The organism is Variovorax sp. KBS0712 (assembly GCF_006323185.2).
GTDB lineage: Bacteria > Pseudomonadota > Gammaproteobacteria > Burkholderiales > Burkholderiaceae_C > Variovorax > Variovorax boronicumulans.
Window position 1 is genome coordinate 254480 of record NZ_VCCD02000004.1, and the last position, 14132, is coordinate 268611.

The following is a 14132-nucleotide window of genomic DNA, read 5'->3' on the forward strand; positions in this document are numbered from 1 at the left end:
GGGGTGTCTCCTGGATGTGTGGGCCCTCATTGTGTGCTCCTCCCTGGCTTTCTTCATTCGGTCGGTCAATGGGCGGCGGCCAGCCGCGTGCTCATGCGGGCCAGCCGCGCGGGCAGGCTGCGCGCGTCGTCGGCGATGCAATAGTTGCGCCAGCCGAAGATGCGCCGCACGTACGCGTCGGCCGCGCCGTCCACCGCGATGCAGGCGCTGCGCACGCCGGCGTCGCGCGCCTCGGCCACGGCCTGGCGGGCGTCTTCGATCAGGTACTTCGGGTCGTGCACGTCGATGTCCGACGGTGCACCGTCGGTCACCAGCAGGATCGCGCGCGGCCCCGCCGGCTCGGCCTGCAGGTGCGAGGCCGCATGGCGCAGCGCGGCGCCCATGCGCGTCGAATAGCGTCCGCGCACCGCGCCGATCATGGCGCGCGAGGGCGCGGCCAGCGGCTGGCCGAACTCGAGCAGGCGGTAGTAGTACACCTCGGCGCGCGTGTTCGACGAGAAGCCGTGGATGGCGAGCCGGTCGATGCCGCGCGCGTTCGAGGCGGCCAGCAGCAGCGCGGCCTGCTTCTCCAGGTCGAGCAGCGAAACGGCGCCGTCGCCGTGGCCCGCGTCGTTGGCCGACTCCGAGAGATCGAGCAGCACCAGCACGCTCGACGGGCGCGGCCCCTTGCCGGGGCGCATGAACAACCGCGCATCGGGCCGCAGGCGCAGGCGGCGATCGACCAGCACCTCGATGGCTGCGTTGAGGTCGATGTCGTCGCCTTCCCACTGGCGGCGCAGGCGGTGCGTGCGGTCGAGGTGGCGCGCGCGGGGCAGGGCGAGCGGCACGATCCGCTCGTTGCCAGCCGCCGCCGAAGTGCCCGCCGTGCCCAGGCCCTGCCACGCGGGCAGCTTCTCGATCACCGTGCACCAGTCGGGGCGCAGGCGCTCCTGCGTGCGGTCCCATTCGGGGTAGCTGTAGCGGCCGAGTTCCATGTCGGCGATGCCTTCGGGTGGCGCGTCGTTGCCTTCGTTCGGTGCATCGGACGAAGGTGGCGGTGGCCGCGCGCCGGTCTGCTGCAACGCGATGGCGTCGTCGGGCGGCGTCTCGGCCTCGCCGAAGTCCCACAGGTAGCTGTTGTCGTCGCGCCAGGGCGCGGGCACGGCGTAGTCCTGCGGCTCGAAGCGCACGCGCATCTGGCCCAGGTCGTTGGCGAGGATCGAGGCGACGGCGCGGAAGGCGTCGTAGTCTTCCAGCCCTGCGCGCGAGACTGTCTCGTCGAACAGGCGGCGCGCTTTGTTCACCCAGTGGTTGTCGTCCTGCGCTTCGGCGCGAAGCAGCACGCGGTCCATGCGCGCGACCAGCGCGGCAAAGCGCAGGTCCAGTGGATCGGGCGCGGGCGGCAGGGCGGCGACGAACCAGCCATGCAGGCCGGGAAAGTCGCGGCACAGCAGCCGCTCGACGCGCGCATCTTCAAGGGCCGAGACCACCGCGATGCCCATGGGCTTGAGTGCGCGCGCCGGTCGCGCAGGCGTCGAGTGGCGCAGGTGCGCGACCGCATGCGCGACCATCGCGCGGTGCAGGCGCACGGCCTCGTCGCCCTCGGGCAGCAGCAGCCGGCGCCCCGTGAGCACAGCACGCGCGCCGGCCAGCGGCTGCACGTCGACATCGACGCCGGCCAGCCCGCGCGCCAGCAGCGAGAGGGCGCCGTGCCCGTCGTTCATCCGAACTGCGCCTCGACAAAGCCCTGCAGCGCGCTCGCCATGTCGGGGTCGTCGGTGAGGGCGCGCGTCATCGTCATGTCGCAGCTGTCGCGCGGCGACACGCCGTCGCGGATCAGCACGCCCGCGTAGATCAGCATGCGCGTCGACACACCCTCGTCGAGCCCGCGGTGCTTGAGCTCGCGCGAGCAGTGCGCAATGGCCACCAGCTTCGTGGCGAGCTCGATGCCGACGCCGGCCTCGTGCGCGACGATCTCCGCTTCGAGCGCGCCGTCGGGGTAGTCGAACTCCAGCGCGGCGAAGCGCTGGCGCGTCGAGGGCTTCATGTCCTTGGCGCTGCTCTGGTAGCCGGGGTTGTACGACACCACCAGCTGGAAGTCGGGGTGCGCGTGCACCAGCTCGCCCTTCTTGTCCAGCGGCAGGATGCGGCGCGCGTCGGTCAGCGGGTGGATCACCACGGTGGTGTCCTGCCGCGCCTCCACCACCTCGTCGAGGTAGCAGATGCCGCCATGGCGCACCGCGAGCGTCAGCGGCCCGTCGTGCCAGGCCGTGCCGCTCGCGTCGAGCAGGTAGCGCCCCACGAGGTCCGACGCCGTCATGTCCTCGTTGCACGCGAGCGTGACCAGCGGCCGCCCGAGCGACCACGCCATGTGCTCCACGAAGCGCGTCTTGCCGCAACCGGTCGGCCCTTTCAGGATCAGCGGCATGCGGTGGCGATAGGCGTGTTCATAGAGCGCCACTTCGTTTCCAGCGGGCCGGTAGAAGGGCTCGGTCTCGATGCGGTAGCTGGCGAGCGGATCGTGGACGGGGGCGTTCATGGCGTGGCGAGCAGTTCCTTGAGGGCGTTGTCGATGAAGCGGGTGTCGACCGGGCTGCTGCCGCCGCCGGCAAAGTGGCCCCACACGCCCGGGATCGGGCGGCACTCGGCGTTCGGCATGTGCGACACCTCCCATTCGTTGTCGGCCACGGGAAAGTACAGGTCGCGCTCGGCCGGCATCACGAGCGCGCGCGCCTGGATGGCGCCCAGTGCTTTCTTGATGTCGCCCTTGAACACCGGGTTGTCGCTGATGTCGCCGTGCTGCCACGACCACAGCATCGCGAGCAGGTTGTTCGCGTCCTTCTGCAAAAAGAAGCCTTCCCAGTAGCCGACCAGGAAGTCTTCGAGCGAGCTGAAGCCCAGCTCACGCCACAGCTGCTGCATGTAGAAGGGCTGCGACAAACCCCAGCCCGCGTACACGCGGCCCACCGCGCGCAGTCCGCGCGTCGGCGGCGTGGTGTACCAGCCGCCGTTCCATGCGGCATCGGCCGTGAGCGCGGCCTTCACGCCTTCGAGGAACACGATGTTGTGCGGCGCCGTCTTCGCCGAACCGCAGAAGGGCGCGATGCGCTTCACCATCTCGGGGTACAGGCACCCCCACTGGTTGGTCTGCTGCGCGCCCATCGACCAGCCCACCACCAGCGCGAGCTGTTCGATGCCGAACTGCTCGGTCACCAGCCGGTGCTGCAGCGTCACGTTGTCGTAGAGCGTGACGTTCGGAAAGCGCGCCAGGTTGTAGGGCTCGGGCGTGTTGCTCGGCGAGGACGAGAGGCCGTTGCCCAGCATGTTGGGCACGATGATGAAGTACTTCGCCGGGTCCAGCGCCATGCCGGGGCCGATGAGCCACTCGTTGTCATAGTGCTGGCCCGAGTACCAGGTCGGATAGACGATGGCGTTGCTCTTCTGTGCGTTGAGCGTGCCGTAGGTCTTGTAGGCGAGCTTCGCGCCGCGCAGGGTGGCCCCCCGCTGCAGCGCGACATCGCCGAGTTCGAAGATGTCGTGGTCCATGGGGCGGTGCTTCAGCGGTGCTTGGCCGGTTCGTTCGGAATGCCCTCGATCGGGCACTCGGGCGTGCCGACCGTGGTGCGCGTGAACGACTCCACCATCTCGCGCGTGCCCTCGGGGTCGTTGATCCACTGCGTGTAGAAGTTGTAGGGGCAGGCCGCCACGCCCTTGTCGCCGTCGCCCGAGTTGATGGTGCCGGTGTAGCCGCGGTGCACCAGCTTGAACAGGTGGTTCTGCGACTGGCCGTTCTTGCGCGCGTCGCGGATCAGGCCCATCGACAGCTCGGCGTAGTTGATGCCCATCTCTTCCTCGCCGCATTCGCCGAGCGTGCGGCCGTCGAAGCCGATGAGCGCCGAGTGGCCGAAGTACGAGTACACGCCGTCGAAGCCGGCCGCGTTGGCCACCGCCACGTAGGTGTTGTTCATGAAGGCCATGGCCTTGGAGACCATGATCTGCTGCTCCTTGGCCGGGTACATGTAGCCCTGGCAGCGGATGATGAGCTCGGCGCCGCGCATCGCGCAGTCGCGCCAGATCTCGGGGTAGTTGCCGTCGTCGCAGATGATCAGGCTCATCTTCATGCCCTTGGGGCCTTCGCTCACGTAGGTGCAGTCGCCCGGGTACCAGCCCTCGATGGGCACCCACGGCATGATCTTGCGGTACTTCTGGACGATCTCGCCCTGGTTGTTCATGAGGATCAGCGTGTTGTAGGGCGCCTTGTTCGGGTGCTCCTCGTGGCGCTCGCCGGTGAGCGAGAACACGCCCCACACGTTGGCGCGCCGGCACGCGTCCGCGAAGATCGCGGTCTCCTCGCCGGGGATGGCCGACGCGGTGTCGTACATCTCCTTGGCGTCGTACATGATCCCGTGCGTGGAGTACTCGGGAAAGATCACCAGGTCCATGCCGGGCAGGCCTTTCTTCATGCCGACCAGCATCTCGCCGATCTTGCGTGCGTTGTCCAGCACCTCGGCCTTGGTGTGCAGGCGGGGCATCTTGTAGTTGACGACCGCGACGCCGACGCAATCGTTGCTGCTCGAAATATCACCATGTCTCATGACGCTGCTCCTGAAGGGGTGGTTGAAGAAAAAGAGGAAGGGCTACACGGTCAGGAAAGACCTGACCTTGTCCTGGTCGAGGCTCGCGCGCGCTTCGTCGTGCACGATGCGGCCCCGGTCGATGACGAGAAAGCGGTCAGCCAGGTCGAGCGCGAAGCTCAGCACCTGCTCCGACACCACGACGGCGAAGCCGCGCTCGGCGCGCAGCACGTTCAGCGTCTGCGCGATCTCCTTGATGATCGAAGGCTGGATGCCCTCGGTGGGCTCGTCGAGGATCAGCACCTTCGGCTCCGAGATGAGCGCGCGCGCAATCGCCAGCATCTGCTGCTGGCCGCCCGAGAGGTTGCCGGCCTTGCGCTGCTTCATGTCCTTGAGCACGGGGAAGAAGGTGTAGAGGTAGTCGGGCACCGTGCGATGACCCGACTTCGCGGCACCGGCGAGGATGTTCTGCTCCACCGTGAGGAACGGGAACACCATGCGCCCCTGCGGCACGAAGGCCAGGCCCTGCGCCACGCGCTGGTAGCTGGGCAGCGTCGTGAGCTCGGCGCCGCCCAGGCGGATGTGGCCGCCGCGCGCGGGCAAGAGGCCGATGAGCGACTTCAGCAAGGTGGTCTTGCCCATGCCGTTGCGGCCCATGATGGCGACTGCTTCGTCGGGCGCAACGCGCAGCGACACATCGCGGATGACGTGCGATTCGCCATACGCCACGTTGAGATCGGAGACTTCGAGCATGTGGATATCTCCTTTTCTCAATGGCCGAGGTACACGTCGATCACGCGCGGGTCGGCCTGCACTTCGGCGGCTGTGCCTTCGCTCAGCAACTTGCCCTGGTGCAGCACCGTGACGCGGTGCGCGATGCGCTTGACGAAGTCCATGTCGTGCTCGATCACGACCACCGACTTGCCGGCCGAGATGCGCCGCAGCAGGTCGCCGGTCTGTTCGCGCTCGCGCGGGCTCATGCCGGCCACGGGCTCGTCGAGCAGCAGCAGCTCGGGCTCCTGCATCAGCAGCATCCCGATCTCGAGCCACTGCTTCTGCCCATGGCTGAGCTGCCCGGCGCGGTGGCCCAGGCGATCGCTCAGGAAGACCTGCTCGGCCATCGCGTCGATGCGTTCGCGCACGGCGGGCGTGCGGCGAAAGGTCAGCGATTGCAGCAGGCCGTGCATGCGCGGCAGCGAGATCTCGAAGTTCTCCAGCACCGTGAGGTCTTCGTACACGGAGGGCGTCTGGAACTTGCGGCCCACGCCGGCACGCACGATCTCGTACTCGTTCAGGCGGCCGAGGTCCTGGCCGTTGAACAGCACGCGGCCCGCGCTGGGCTTGGTCTTGCCGCACACCATGTCCAGCAGCGTGGTCTTGCCGGCGCCGTTCGGGCCGATGATCACGCGCAGCTCGTTGCGCTCGACCGAGAGGCTGAGCCCGTCCACGGCCTTGAAGCCATCGAAGGACACGGTGAGGTCTTCGATGCGCAGGATCTGCTCGCTCGACGGCGGCACCGCCGAGGCCGCCTGCGGCAGCCCGCCGTTGGGCATCGTCATCGTGGCGTTCATGGCGCGACCTCCGCACCCCGACGGCGCATGAGCCTCTCGCCCAGGCCCGCGAGCCCGTTCGGCATCGCCCACACCACGAGGATGAACACCGCGCCCAGCACGTACAGCCAGCCTTCGGGGAAGGTCTCCGACAGGTACGACTTGAGGAAGCCGATGAGCAGCGCGCCGATCACCGCGCCCGGAATCGACAGCCGCCCGCCGACCGCTGCGTAGATCACCATCTCGACCGAGGCCACGACGCCGATCACGCCCGGCGCGATCAGCCCCACCTGCAGGCTGTAGAACGCACCGCCGATGGCTGACAAGACGGCGGCCACCGCGAACACGAAGGCCTTCATGTGTGCCGTGTTGTAGCCGCTGAAGCGCACGCGGTCTTCCTTGTCACGGATGGCGATCAGCAGCTTGCCGAAGCGGCTGCGCACGATGGCGAGCGACACCATCATCACGAGCGCAATGGCCGCCACCTCGACGAAGTACATCGTGCGCTTGGCTTCGTCGCCGGCGATGTCCCAGCCCAGCAGCGTGCGGAAATCGGTGATGCCGTTGGCACCGCCGGTGTCGCCCTGCTGGCCGACCACCACCACCGTGAGCGTGAGCGCCAGCGACAGCGTGACGATCGCGAAGTACACGCCGCTCACGCGCCGCTTGAAGATCGCGTACGAGAACACGTAGGCCAGCACGGCGGGCACGACGAGGATGCCCGCCACCGTCCAGCCCAGCGAGTGGAAGGGCTGCCACCACGCGGGCAGCTGCTCGACGCTGCTCCACACCATGAAGTCCGGCAGCTCGGGCGCCGAGGCCTCGAGCTTGAGGAACATGGCCATCATGTAGCCGCCCAGCCCGAAGAACATGCCCTGGCCCAGGCTCAGCACGCCGCCGTAGCCCCAGGTGAGCACCACGCCCACCGCGACGAACGCGAAGGCGAGGTACTTGCTCACGAGGTTCAGGCGGAACGGGTCGAGCGTGAGCGGCAGCACCACCGCCAGCAGCACCAGCACCGCGAGCAGCGCGCCGAGGTCGCGCTTGCGTTGAGGAGAAAGACCGTGCATGCCTCAGCTCCTCGACCGCGTGGCGAACAGGCCGTTCGGCCGGAAGTACAGCACCGCGATCACCAGCAGCAGGATCGTGGCCTTGGCCATCGAGCCGCTCATGAGGTACTCGAGCCAGGTCTGCGACTGCGCGATGGCAAAGCCCGAGAGCGCGGTGCCGATGAGGCTCTGCACGCCGCCGAACACCACCACGATGAACGAATCGACGATGTACAGCTGGCCCGTGCCGGGGTTGGTCGAGCCGATCATGGTGAACACCGCGCCCGCGATGCCCGCCAGGCCCGAGCCCAGCGCGAAGGTCATCGCGTCGACGCGGTGCGTGTCGATGCCTACCGCGCCGGCGATGGCGCGGTTCTGCGTCACCGCGCGCACCTTCAGCCCCCACGGCGTGCGGTACAGCAGCAGGTACACGCCGACCGCCACCAGGGCCGTGAGCCCGACGATGAAGATGCGGTTCAGCGGCAGCTGGATGCCCGCCGTCGGCTCCCACGCCCCCGCCAGCCACGAGGCCAGCGGCACGCTCACTTCCTGCGCGCCGAAGATCGAGCGGTAGGCCTGCTGCAGCATGAGGCTCAGGCCCCAGGTGGCCAGCAGGGTGTCCAGCGGGCGGTCGTAGAAGAAGCGGATGAAGCCCCGCTCCAGCACATAGCCGAACGCGAAGGTCACGGCGAACGCGAACGGAATCGCGGCGAACAGGTACAGGTCCATGAAGCCCGGCGCGTAGTGCGCGAAGAAGCGCGCCGCCAGGTAGGTCATGTAGGCGCCCAGCGCCATCAGCTCGCCGTGCGCCATGTTGATGACGCCCATCAGGCCGAACACGATGGCCAGCCCGATGGCCATGAGCAGCAGGATGGTGAACAGGCTCACGCCGTTGAACACCTGCATCACCGCGATGTCGAAGTTCATCGCGTTCAGACCTTCGGGAAGGGGTTGGGCTCGACCAGCTGCGGCGATTCCCACACGATGTCGAACTGTCCGTCGGGCCGCGCGCGGCCCACGCGCACCTTCTTCCACACGTGGTGGTTGGTGGCGTGCACGCGCACCGTGCCCTCGGGCGCCTCGATCTCCACGCCCGCGGCAGCGGCCGTGACCTTGTCGACGTCGAAGGACTTGGCCTTTTCCACCGCCAGCTTCCACAGGTACACGCTGTTGTAGGCCACCTCCATGGGGTCGCCGATCACGCGGTCCTGCCCGTACTTCGCCTTGAAGGCCTTCACGAACTTCTCGTTGGCCGGTGACTTGATGCTCTGGAAGTAGCCCATGCAGGCGTAGTAGCCCGCGGCGTTGTCCTTGCCGATGCCGTCGATCTCGTTCTCGGACACCACGGTCGAGAGCAGCACCTGCTTGGCGCCGTCCAGGCCCGCCGCGCGCAGCTGCTTGTAGAAGGCCACGTTGGAGCCGCCCACCACCGTGCTGTAGATGCAGTCGGGCTTGGCGGCCTTGATCTTGTTGATGATCGAGGAGAACTCGGTGTGGCCCAGCGGTGCGTACTCTTCGCCGAGCACCTTGCCGCCGGCCTTCGCGATGGCGGGCTTGGCGATCTTGTTGCAGGTGCGCGGGTAGATGTAGTCGGAGCCGACGAGGAAGAAGTTCTTGCCCTTCTCGCGTGCCATCCACTCCACCGCCGCGATCACCGACTGCGTGGCTTCCTGCGAGGGGTAGAACACGCGCTTGTCCTGCTCCTGGCCCTCGTAGTAGGTGGGGTAGAACAGCAGGCCCTTGGCCTGGTTGAGCACCGGCAGCAGCGCCTTGCGCGAGGCCGAGGTGTAGCAGCCGATGATGGCCGCCACCTTGTCGCGCTCCAGCAGCTTGCGCGCCTTCTCGGCGAACACCGAGTTCTCGCTCGCGCCGTCTTCGACCACGGCCTCGATCTTCTTGCCCATCACGCCGCCGGCGGCGTTGATCTCCTCGATGGCCAGCTTCTCGGCGTCGACCAGCGAGGCCTCGGCGATGGCGATGGTGCCCGAGAGCGAGTGCAGCAGGCCGAGCTTCACGGTGGCGCCGTCCTGCGCGCGAGCCAGGCCGGCCACGCCGGAGGCGGCGCCCAGCACGATCATCGAGCCGCCGGTCTTCACGATCTGGCGGCGGTTGAAAGCGTTCGTCATGTCAAATTCCTTTGCTTTGGTTTTGTGCGAGTCATCAGGAACATCCGACCTTCGGAACCGCGTGGTGGGTGTCTCCTCCCGCCGCGCGGCCCCTGCAAACGAGCGCTGTGCTGCCAGTGCGTTTTCTTCGGGCAAAGCTGCGCCACCGGATGACGCGCATCCGTTTTGAAAAGGCGTTGTTGCGACCGAAAAAACAAAAAAGCCCGAACCGGTGGTGAAACCGATTCGGGCTTAATTGCCCGACACCTCGCTGGCAGCACTGGCAGCGGGCGTCGTATGACTGGGAACGATTGCTCGTTGGGGCGGATTCTTCTCAACTCACCCCGGCGTGAACATACGCTCTTTCGCTAATTGGCGAAAGTGCGGCGCGTGTGCTATTCGCGCGCAGCGCCCGGGTGCATCAGCTGCGCGGGCGTGCGTAGTCCGACTCGATCCACGCGGTCGCGCTCGAGGTCGTGAGCCGGAACGCGGGCGACACGTTCACGCTCGCCAGCTCCGAGTCGTCGGCGTCGTCGTAGGCCGTGAGCGTGGCCGAGGGGTTGTCCTCGTCGGGCACGATCGACAGCGCCACGCGCACGCGTTGGTCGTTGCGCGCGGTGACCGTCACGCTCTTGTTGAGCGTGGCGTGCAGCTGCTGTTCGTGGCGGCGGATCACCTCGGCGGCGGTCTTCACCAGCGTGTGGAAGGCGGGGGTGTCCAGCGGCTTGGGGTTCTTCTTGTCGCGGCCCATGGTCCAGGGACCGACGAGCGCGGGCTCGGGGTCGCCGTGGCGGGTCATCTCGACGGCCCAGCCGTCGTCTTCCTCGTTCTTGATGATGCGGGCGGTCCAGAGGTCGTCGCGCCAGAGGCGGGGTTCCTGCAGGGGGAGGTGGTCGGGGGAATCGGTCGTCGTCATTCAGGGAGAAGCTTTGGGTCTTGCGCGGGGCATTGTCGCCCGGGGCGCGGGGGCGGCCGCCGCGCCCACGTACTGTTGCAAGCCCTCGACCAGCGCATCGAAGGCCACGCGGCAGCGCGGGCTGTGGCGCAGGTCCTCGTGCATCGTGACCCAGGTGTCGAGCTTGAGCGAGAGCGCGCGCGGCAGCAGGCGCACCAGCGCGGCGTCGCGCTTGGCCAGGCCCACCTGGCACACGCCGATGCCCGCGCCCGCGCGGATGAGGGCCAGCTGCGCGAGGTCGCTGTCGGTGCGCAGCGCAAAGGCATCGCGCGTGAAACCCGTGACCGACTTGAAGGACTTGATCGCCTCGCGCACGAAGGCCGAGGGCTGGTCGTAGCCGATGAGCGCGTGCGCCGCCAGGTCGTCGGGCGTGCGCGGCGTGCCATGGCGCGCCAGGTAGCTCGTGTGCGCATGGAAGCCCAGCTCGATGTGGCCGATGCGGCGCGCCACCAGCTGCGCCTGCCGGGGCCGCACCATGCGCACGGCGATGTCGGCCTCGCGCCGCAGCAGGTCTTGCACGCGGTTGGTCGACACCAGCTCGACCTTCAGCGCCGGGTGCGCCTCGCGCAGCCGCGCCACCACCGGCGGCAGCACCTCCACCGCGACCACCTCGCTGACCGACACCCGCACCACGCCGCGCACGCCGTCACCCTGGCTGCTGGCGGCGCGCTGCAGCGAGGCCGCGGTGCTCTCCATGGCCTCGGCGTGCGTGCGCAGCGCCAGCGCGACCTCGGTGGGCAGCAGGCCCACCTGCGAGCGGGTGAAGAGCACCACGCCGAGCGCTTCTTCGAGCGCCGCCACGTGGCGACCGACGGTGGGTTGCGTGATGCCGAGTGCGCGCGCCGCACCCGAGAGCGAACCCTCGCGCAGCACGCCGAGGAAGGAGCGGTACAGCTCCCAGCTGATGTTCCAGGTCATACGGAAATGTATGGCCGGTGGTGCATGTTCGGCAATTCCATTCGAACCCCATCCTGCCCAGAATTCACCCATCGATCACTGTTCAGGAGCATTTCATGGCACGCAACGACAACACGGTTCTGGTGCTCGGCGCCACGGGCGGCATCGGCGGCGAGGTGGCCCGCCAGCTGTGCGATGCGGGCTGGGAGGTGCGCGCCCTGAAGCGCGGCGCGGTCGAAGGAAAGCGCGAGGGCATCACCTGGCTGGCCGGCGATGCGATGGACGCGCAGGCCGTGCGACGGGCCGCGAAGGGCTGCGCGGTCATCGTGCATGCGGTCAATCCGCCGGGCTACCGCGGCTGGTCGGAGCTGGTGCTGCCGATGCTCGACAGCACCCTGGCCGCCGCGAAGGCCGAGGGCGCGACCGTCGTGCTGCCCGGCACGGTCTACAACTTCGGTCCCGATGCCTTTCCGCTGCTGGCCGAAGACTCGCCGCAGCGCCCGCTCACCGCCAAGGGTGCGATCCGCGTCGAGATGGAACGGCGCCTCGAAGACGCCAGCCGCGAGGGCGCGCGCGTGCTGATCGTGCGCGCCGGTGACTTCTTCGGCCCGAAGGCGGGCAACAACTGGTTCTCGCAGGGGCTGGTGAAGGCGGGCCAGCCCGTCCGGGCCGTCAGCCGCCCCGGCGACCCCGGTGTGGGCCACCAGTGGTCGTACCTGCCGGATGTGGCCCGCACCATGGTCGAGCTGCTGGCGCGGCGCGACCGGCTCGCGCCCTTTGCGCGCTTTCACATGACCGGCCACTGGGATGCCGACGGCACGCGCATGAGCGACGCGATCCGCAAGGTGGTGGCCCGGCGCACCGGCGCCCAGGTGCGCGTGTCGGCCTTCCCGTGGTGGTTGCTGGCGCTGGCCTCGCCCTTCGTCGTCACCTTTCGCGAACTGCGCGAGATGCGCTACCTGTGGCGCACGCCCGTGGGCATGGACAACGCGAAGCTGGTGGCCTTTCTGGGCCGCGAGCCGCACACGCCGCTCGAAGAAGCGGTGGAGGCCGCGCTCGACGGCATGGGCTGCCTGCCTGTGGCGCCGGTGGCCGTCGCGGTCTGAGCGTGGGTCAGAACACCGACAGCCCGGTGCGCGCCACGAACAGCTCCAGCGCCTTCATGCCCAGCAGCGAATTGCCGGTGGCATCGAGCGCCGGCGACCACACGCACAGCGTGAGCTGGTCGGGCACCACCGCGACGATGCCGCCGCCCACGCCGCTCTTGCAGGGCAGGCCGATCGAAAAGGCCACGTCGCCGGCCGCGTCGTAGGTGCCGCAGGTGAGCATCAGCGAGTTGATGCGGCGCGTCTGCCGCTCGCCCGTGACCTCGGGCTCGCCGGGAATCGGGTGCGCGCCGTCGCGGCACAGGAAGGCGGCGGCGCGCGCGAGCTGGCGGCAGCTCATGCGCAGCGCGCACTGGTGGAAGTAGGTGTCGAGCACCTCGGCCACGTCGTTGTCGATCTTGCCGAAGCTCTTCATGAAGTTGGCCAGCGCGACGTTGCGAAAGCCCGTGTCGGCCTCCGACTGCGCCACCTCGCCGTCGAAGCCGATGCGCTCGCCGCACAGGCTGCTCATGAGCGCGAGGATGTCGGCCTTGGCGCTGCCGCCCTTGGCCTTGGCCTGGCTCACGAGCCGGTCGGCCACCGCGATGGCGCCGGCATTGATGAAGGGGTTGCGCGGCTTGCCCTGCTCGTTCTCCAGCTGCACCAGCGAGTTGAAGGGGTTGCCCGAGGGCTCGCGCCCGATGCGCTCCCACAGCGCGTCGCCCATGCGCTGCATGGCGAGCGTGAGCGTGAAGAGCTTGGACACGCTCTGGATCGAGAAGGGCGTCTCGAAGTCGCCCGCGCCGGCTTCCTCGCCGTCGCAGGTGCGCAGCGCGATGCCGAACTGCCGCGCATCGACACGCGCCAGCGCCGGGATGTAGCTGGCCACGGTGCCGCCCTGGCCGAGCTGCAGGCGCAGGGTGGCGACGATCTCGTCGAGGACGGGCTGGAACCGGTGGAGTTTCTTGCTCATGCCGGGCGTTGTACCGCAGGCCGCCGGTTCACCAGCACGATGCCCAGCGCCACGCCGATCAGTGCCACCACCAGCTGCAGCGTGAGCGGCTCCTTCAGCAGCGCCACGCCGAAGATCAGCGCGAACAGCGGCGTGAGAAAGGTGAAGGACGACATCTGCGTGGCCGGGTAGTGCCGCAGCAGCCACATCCAGGTGAGGTAGCTGGCGAAGGCGCCGACCACCGTCTGCAGGCCGATGGAGGTCCAGGCCCAGGCGGAGTAAGAGAAGCCCCAGGTTTCGCCCAGCGCGAGCGACAGCACCGGGCACACGGCCGCGGTCACGGCCACTTGGTAGAACAGCGTCTTCTCGGCGCTGGCCGTGGCCAGGCGCGTGGTGCGCAGTGTGAGCGTGGTCAGGCCCCAGAGCATGCCGGCCGCCAGGGCCATGCCGTCGCCGATGAGCTGCGACGAGCTCATGTGGCCGAAGCCTTCGCTGAAGGCCAGCACCACGCCCGCGAAGGCGATGAACAGGCCCAGCCACTGGAAGCCGCGCAGCCGCTCGGCCGGCACCCAGCGCGGCAGCAGCAGCGAGACCCAGAAGGGCGCGGTGTAGAGGAACACCGTGAGCCGCGAGGCGCTGGTGTGCTGCAGGCCCAGGTAGATGCCGGCGAACTCGCCCGCGAACAGCAGGCCGGCCAGCAGCCCGGGCCACAGCGTGCCGTCGCGCTCGAACAGCGGCACGCGCCGCACCGCGCACCACAGCCACAGCAGCGCCACCGCGCCGACCATGCGCACCGTGGCCTGCCACAGCGGCGGCACCTCGGTCACGGTGGTCTTGATGAGGATCTGCTGCAGGCCCCAGAACGCGCAGCAGACGATGAGCAGGCCGATGGCCAGGGAGTCGAGGTGGGTCTTGCGCTGGATCATTCGCGGTCAATCGGTGGCGGCACGGGCCGCGGAATTCATCCGATGATCGTATCGCGCCGG

14 protein-coding genes are annotated in these 14132 nt (G+C 68.6%); 1 reads left to right on the top strand and 13 read right to left on the bottom strand.

What is annotated here, in order from left to right; all coding sequences use genetic code 11:
* Positions 1 to 65: 65 nt before the first annotated feature.
* The 11 genes from FFI97_RS29420 to FFI97_RS29470 form a co-directional block, all read right to left on the bottom strand.
* Positions 66 to 1703, bottom strand: a complete 1638-nt coding sequence (locus FFI97_RS29420; RefSeq protein ID WP_139703517.1) for a nitric oxide reductase activation protein NorD — start codon at positions 1701 to 1703, stop codon at positions 66 to 68.
* Entirely contained in the window at positions 1700 to 2518 is an 819-nt protein-coding gene (locus tag FFI97_RS29425; RefSeq protein WP_139703519.1) for a CbbQ/NirQ/NorQ/GpvN family protein, read from the bottom strand. Before FFI97_RS29425 ends, FFI97_RS29420 begins: the two co-directional genes overlap by 4 nt.
* The gene (locus tag FFI97_RS29430) at positions 2515 to 3525 is read right to left on the bottom strand and encodes an alpha/beta fold hydrolase (RefSeq protein WP_139703521.1); all 1011 of its coding nucleotides are present in this window, start codon (positions 3523 to 3525) and stop codon (positions 2515 to 2517) included. The genes FFI97_RS29425 and FFI97_RS29430 overlap by 4 nt, the downstream gene beginning before the upstream one ends.
* Before the next feature lie 11 nt (positions 3526 to 3536).
* Positions 3537 to 4574, bottom strand: a complete 1038-nt coding sequence (locus tag FFI97_RS29435; RefSeq protein WP_070061362.1) for an aliphatic amidase — start codon at positions 4572 to 4574, stop codon at positions 3537 to 3539.
* A 42-nt stretch (positions 4575 to 4616) separates the two neighbouring features.
* Complete coding sequence (gene urtE / locus FFI97_RS29440; RefSeq protein ID WP_139703522.1) at positions 4617 to 5306, bottom strand: urea ABC transporter ATP-binding subunit UrtE; 690 nt, start codon at positions 5304 to 5306, stop codon at positions 4617 to 4619.
* 17 nt (positions 5307 to 5323) lie between these two features.
* The gene (urtD, locus tag FFI97_RS29445) at positions 5324 to 6106 is read right to left on the bottom strand and encodes an urea ABC transporter ATP-binding protein UrtD (protein WP_139703574.1); all 783 of its coding nucleotides are present in this window, start codon (positions 6104 to 6106) and stop codon (positions 5324 to 5326) included.
* Positions 6107 to 6120: 14 nt separating this feature from the next.
* Positions 6121 to 7173: an urea ABC transporter permease subunit UrtC gene (gene urtC / locus FFI97_RS29450; RefSeq protein ID WP_139703524.1), complete on the bottom strand. Its 1053-nt coding sequence runs from the start codon at positions 7171 to 7173 to the stop codon at positions 6121 to 6123.
* Positions 7174 to 7176: 3 nt separating this feature from the next.
* On the bottom strand, positions 7177 to 8079 hold the full coding sequence (gene urtB, locus FFI97_RS29455; RefSeq protein ID WP_062470432.1) for an urea ABC transporter permease subunit UrtB: 903 nt from the start codon (positions 8077 to 8079) through the stop codon (positions 7177 to 7179).
* Between the two features lie 5 nt (positions 8080 to 8084).
* Positions 8085 to 9278: an urea ABC transporter substrate-binding protein gene (gene urtA / locus FFI97_RS29460; protein WP_139703526.1), complete on the bottom strand. Its 1194-nt coding sequence runs from the start codon at positions 9276 to 9278 to the stop codon at positions 8085 to 8087.
* Positions 9279 to 9678: 400 nt separating this feature from the next.
* On the bottom strand, positions 9679 to 10173 hold the full coding sequence (locus FFI97_RS29465; RefSeq protein ID WP_070061358.1) for a hypothetical protein: 495 nt from the start codon (positions 10171 to 10173) through the stop codon (positions 9679 to 9681).
* Entirely contained in the window at positions 10174 to 11130 is a 957-nt protein-coding gene (locus FFI97_RS29470) for a LysR family transcriptional regulator (RefSeq protein WP_139703528.1), read from the bottom strand.
* Positions 11131 to 11225: 95 nt separating this feature from the next.
* On the opposite strand from FFI97_RS29470, the gene FFI97_RS29475 reads away from it, so the two are divergent.
* On the top strand, positions 11226 to 12215 hold the full coding sequence (locus tag FFI97_RS29475; RefSeq protein WP_139703530.1) for an NAD-dependent epimerase/dehydratase family protein: 990 nt from the start codon (positions 11226 to 11228) through the stop codon (positions 12213 to 12215).
* Positions 12216 to 12222: 7 nt separating this feature from the next.
* Here the strand turns inward: FFI97_RS29475 and FFI97_RS29480 are convergent, their stop codons facing one another.
* Together FFI97_RS29480 and FFI97_RS29485 are read right to left on the bottom strand one after the other, a co-directional pair.
* Positions 12223 to 13167, bottom strand: a complete 945-nt coding sequence (locus tag FFI97_RS29480) for a glutaminase (RefSeq protein ID WP_139703532.1) — start codon at positions 13165 to 13167, stop codon at positions 12223 to 12225.
* The gene (locus FFI97_RS29485; RefSeq protein ID WP_139703533.1) at positions 13164 to 14072 is read right to left on the bottom strand and encodes a DMT family transporter; all 909 of its coding nucleotides are present in this window, start codon (positions 14070 to 14072) and stop codon (positions 13164 to 13166) included. The genes FFI97_RS29480 and FFI97_RS29485 overlap by 4 nt, the downstream gene beginning before the upstream one ends.
* Positions 14073 to 14132 lie beyond the last annotated feature (60 nt).

Bases quoted from the DNA above. Each gene is read 5' to 3' on its own strand.
- FFI97_RS29420 (WP_139703517.1), bottom strand. From the start codon at position 1,703: ATGAACGACGGGCACGGCGCCCTCTCGCTGCTGGCGCGCGGGCTGGCC.
- FFI97_RS29425 (WP_139703519.1), bottom strand. From the start codon at position 2,518: ATGAACGCCCCCGTCCACGATCCGCTCGCCAGCTACCGCATCGAGACC.
- FFI97_RS29430 (WP_139703521.1), bottom strand. From the start codon at position 3,525: ATGGACCACGACATCTTCGAACTCGGCGATGTCGCGCTGCAGCGGGGG.
- FFI97_RS29435 (WP_070061362.1), bottom strand. From the start codon at position 4,574: ATGAGACATGGTGATATTTCGAGCAGCAACGATTGCGTCGGCGTCGCG.
- urtE (WP_139703522.1), bottom strand. From the start codon at position 5,306: ATGCTCGAAGTCTCCGATCTCAACGTGGCGTATGGCGAATCGCACGTC.
- urtD (WP_139703574.1), bottom strand. From the start codon at position 6,106: ATGCCCAACGGCGGGCTGCCGCAGGCGGCCTCGGCGGTGCCGCCGTCG.
- urtC (WP_139703524.1), bottom strand. From the start codon at position 7,173: ATGCACGGTCTTTCTCCTCAACGCAAGCGCGACCTCGGCGCGCTGCTC.
- urtB (WP_062470432.1), bottom strand. From the start codon at position 8,079: ATGAACTTCGACATCGCGGTGATGCAGGTGTTCAACGGCGTGAGCCTG.
- urtA (WP_139703526.1), bottom strand. From the start codon at position 9,278: ATGACGAACGCTTTCAACCGCCGCCAGATCGTGAAGACCGGCGGCTCG.
- FFI97_RS29465 (WP_070061358.1), bottom strand. From the start codon at position 10,173: ATGACGACGACCGATTCCCCCGACCACCTCCCCCTGCAGGAACCCCGC.
- FFI97_RS29470 (WP_139703528.1), bottom strand. From the start codon at position 11,130: ATGACCTGGAACATCAGCTGGGAGCTGTACCGCTCCTTCCTCGGCGTG.
- FFI97_RS29475 (WP_139703530.1), top strand. From the start codon at position 11,226: ATGGCACGCAACGACAACACGGTTCTGGTGCTCGGCGCCACGGGCGGC.
- FFI97_RS29480 (WP_139703532.1), bottom strand. From the start codon at position 13,167: ATGAGCAAGAAACTCCACCGGTTCCAGCCCGTCCTCGACGAGATCGTC.
- FFI97_RS29485 (WP_139703533.1), bottom strand. From the start codon at position 14,072: ATGATCCAGCGCAAGACCCACCTCGACTCCCTGGCCATCGGCCTGCTC.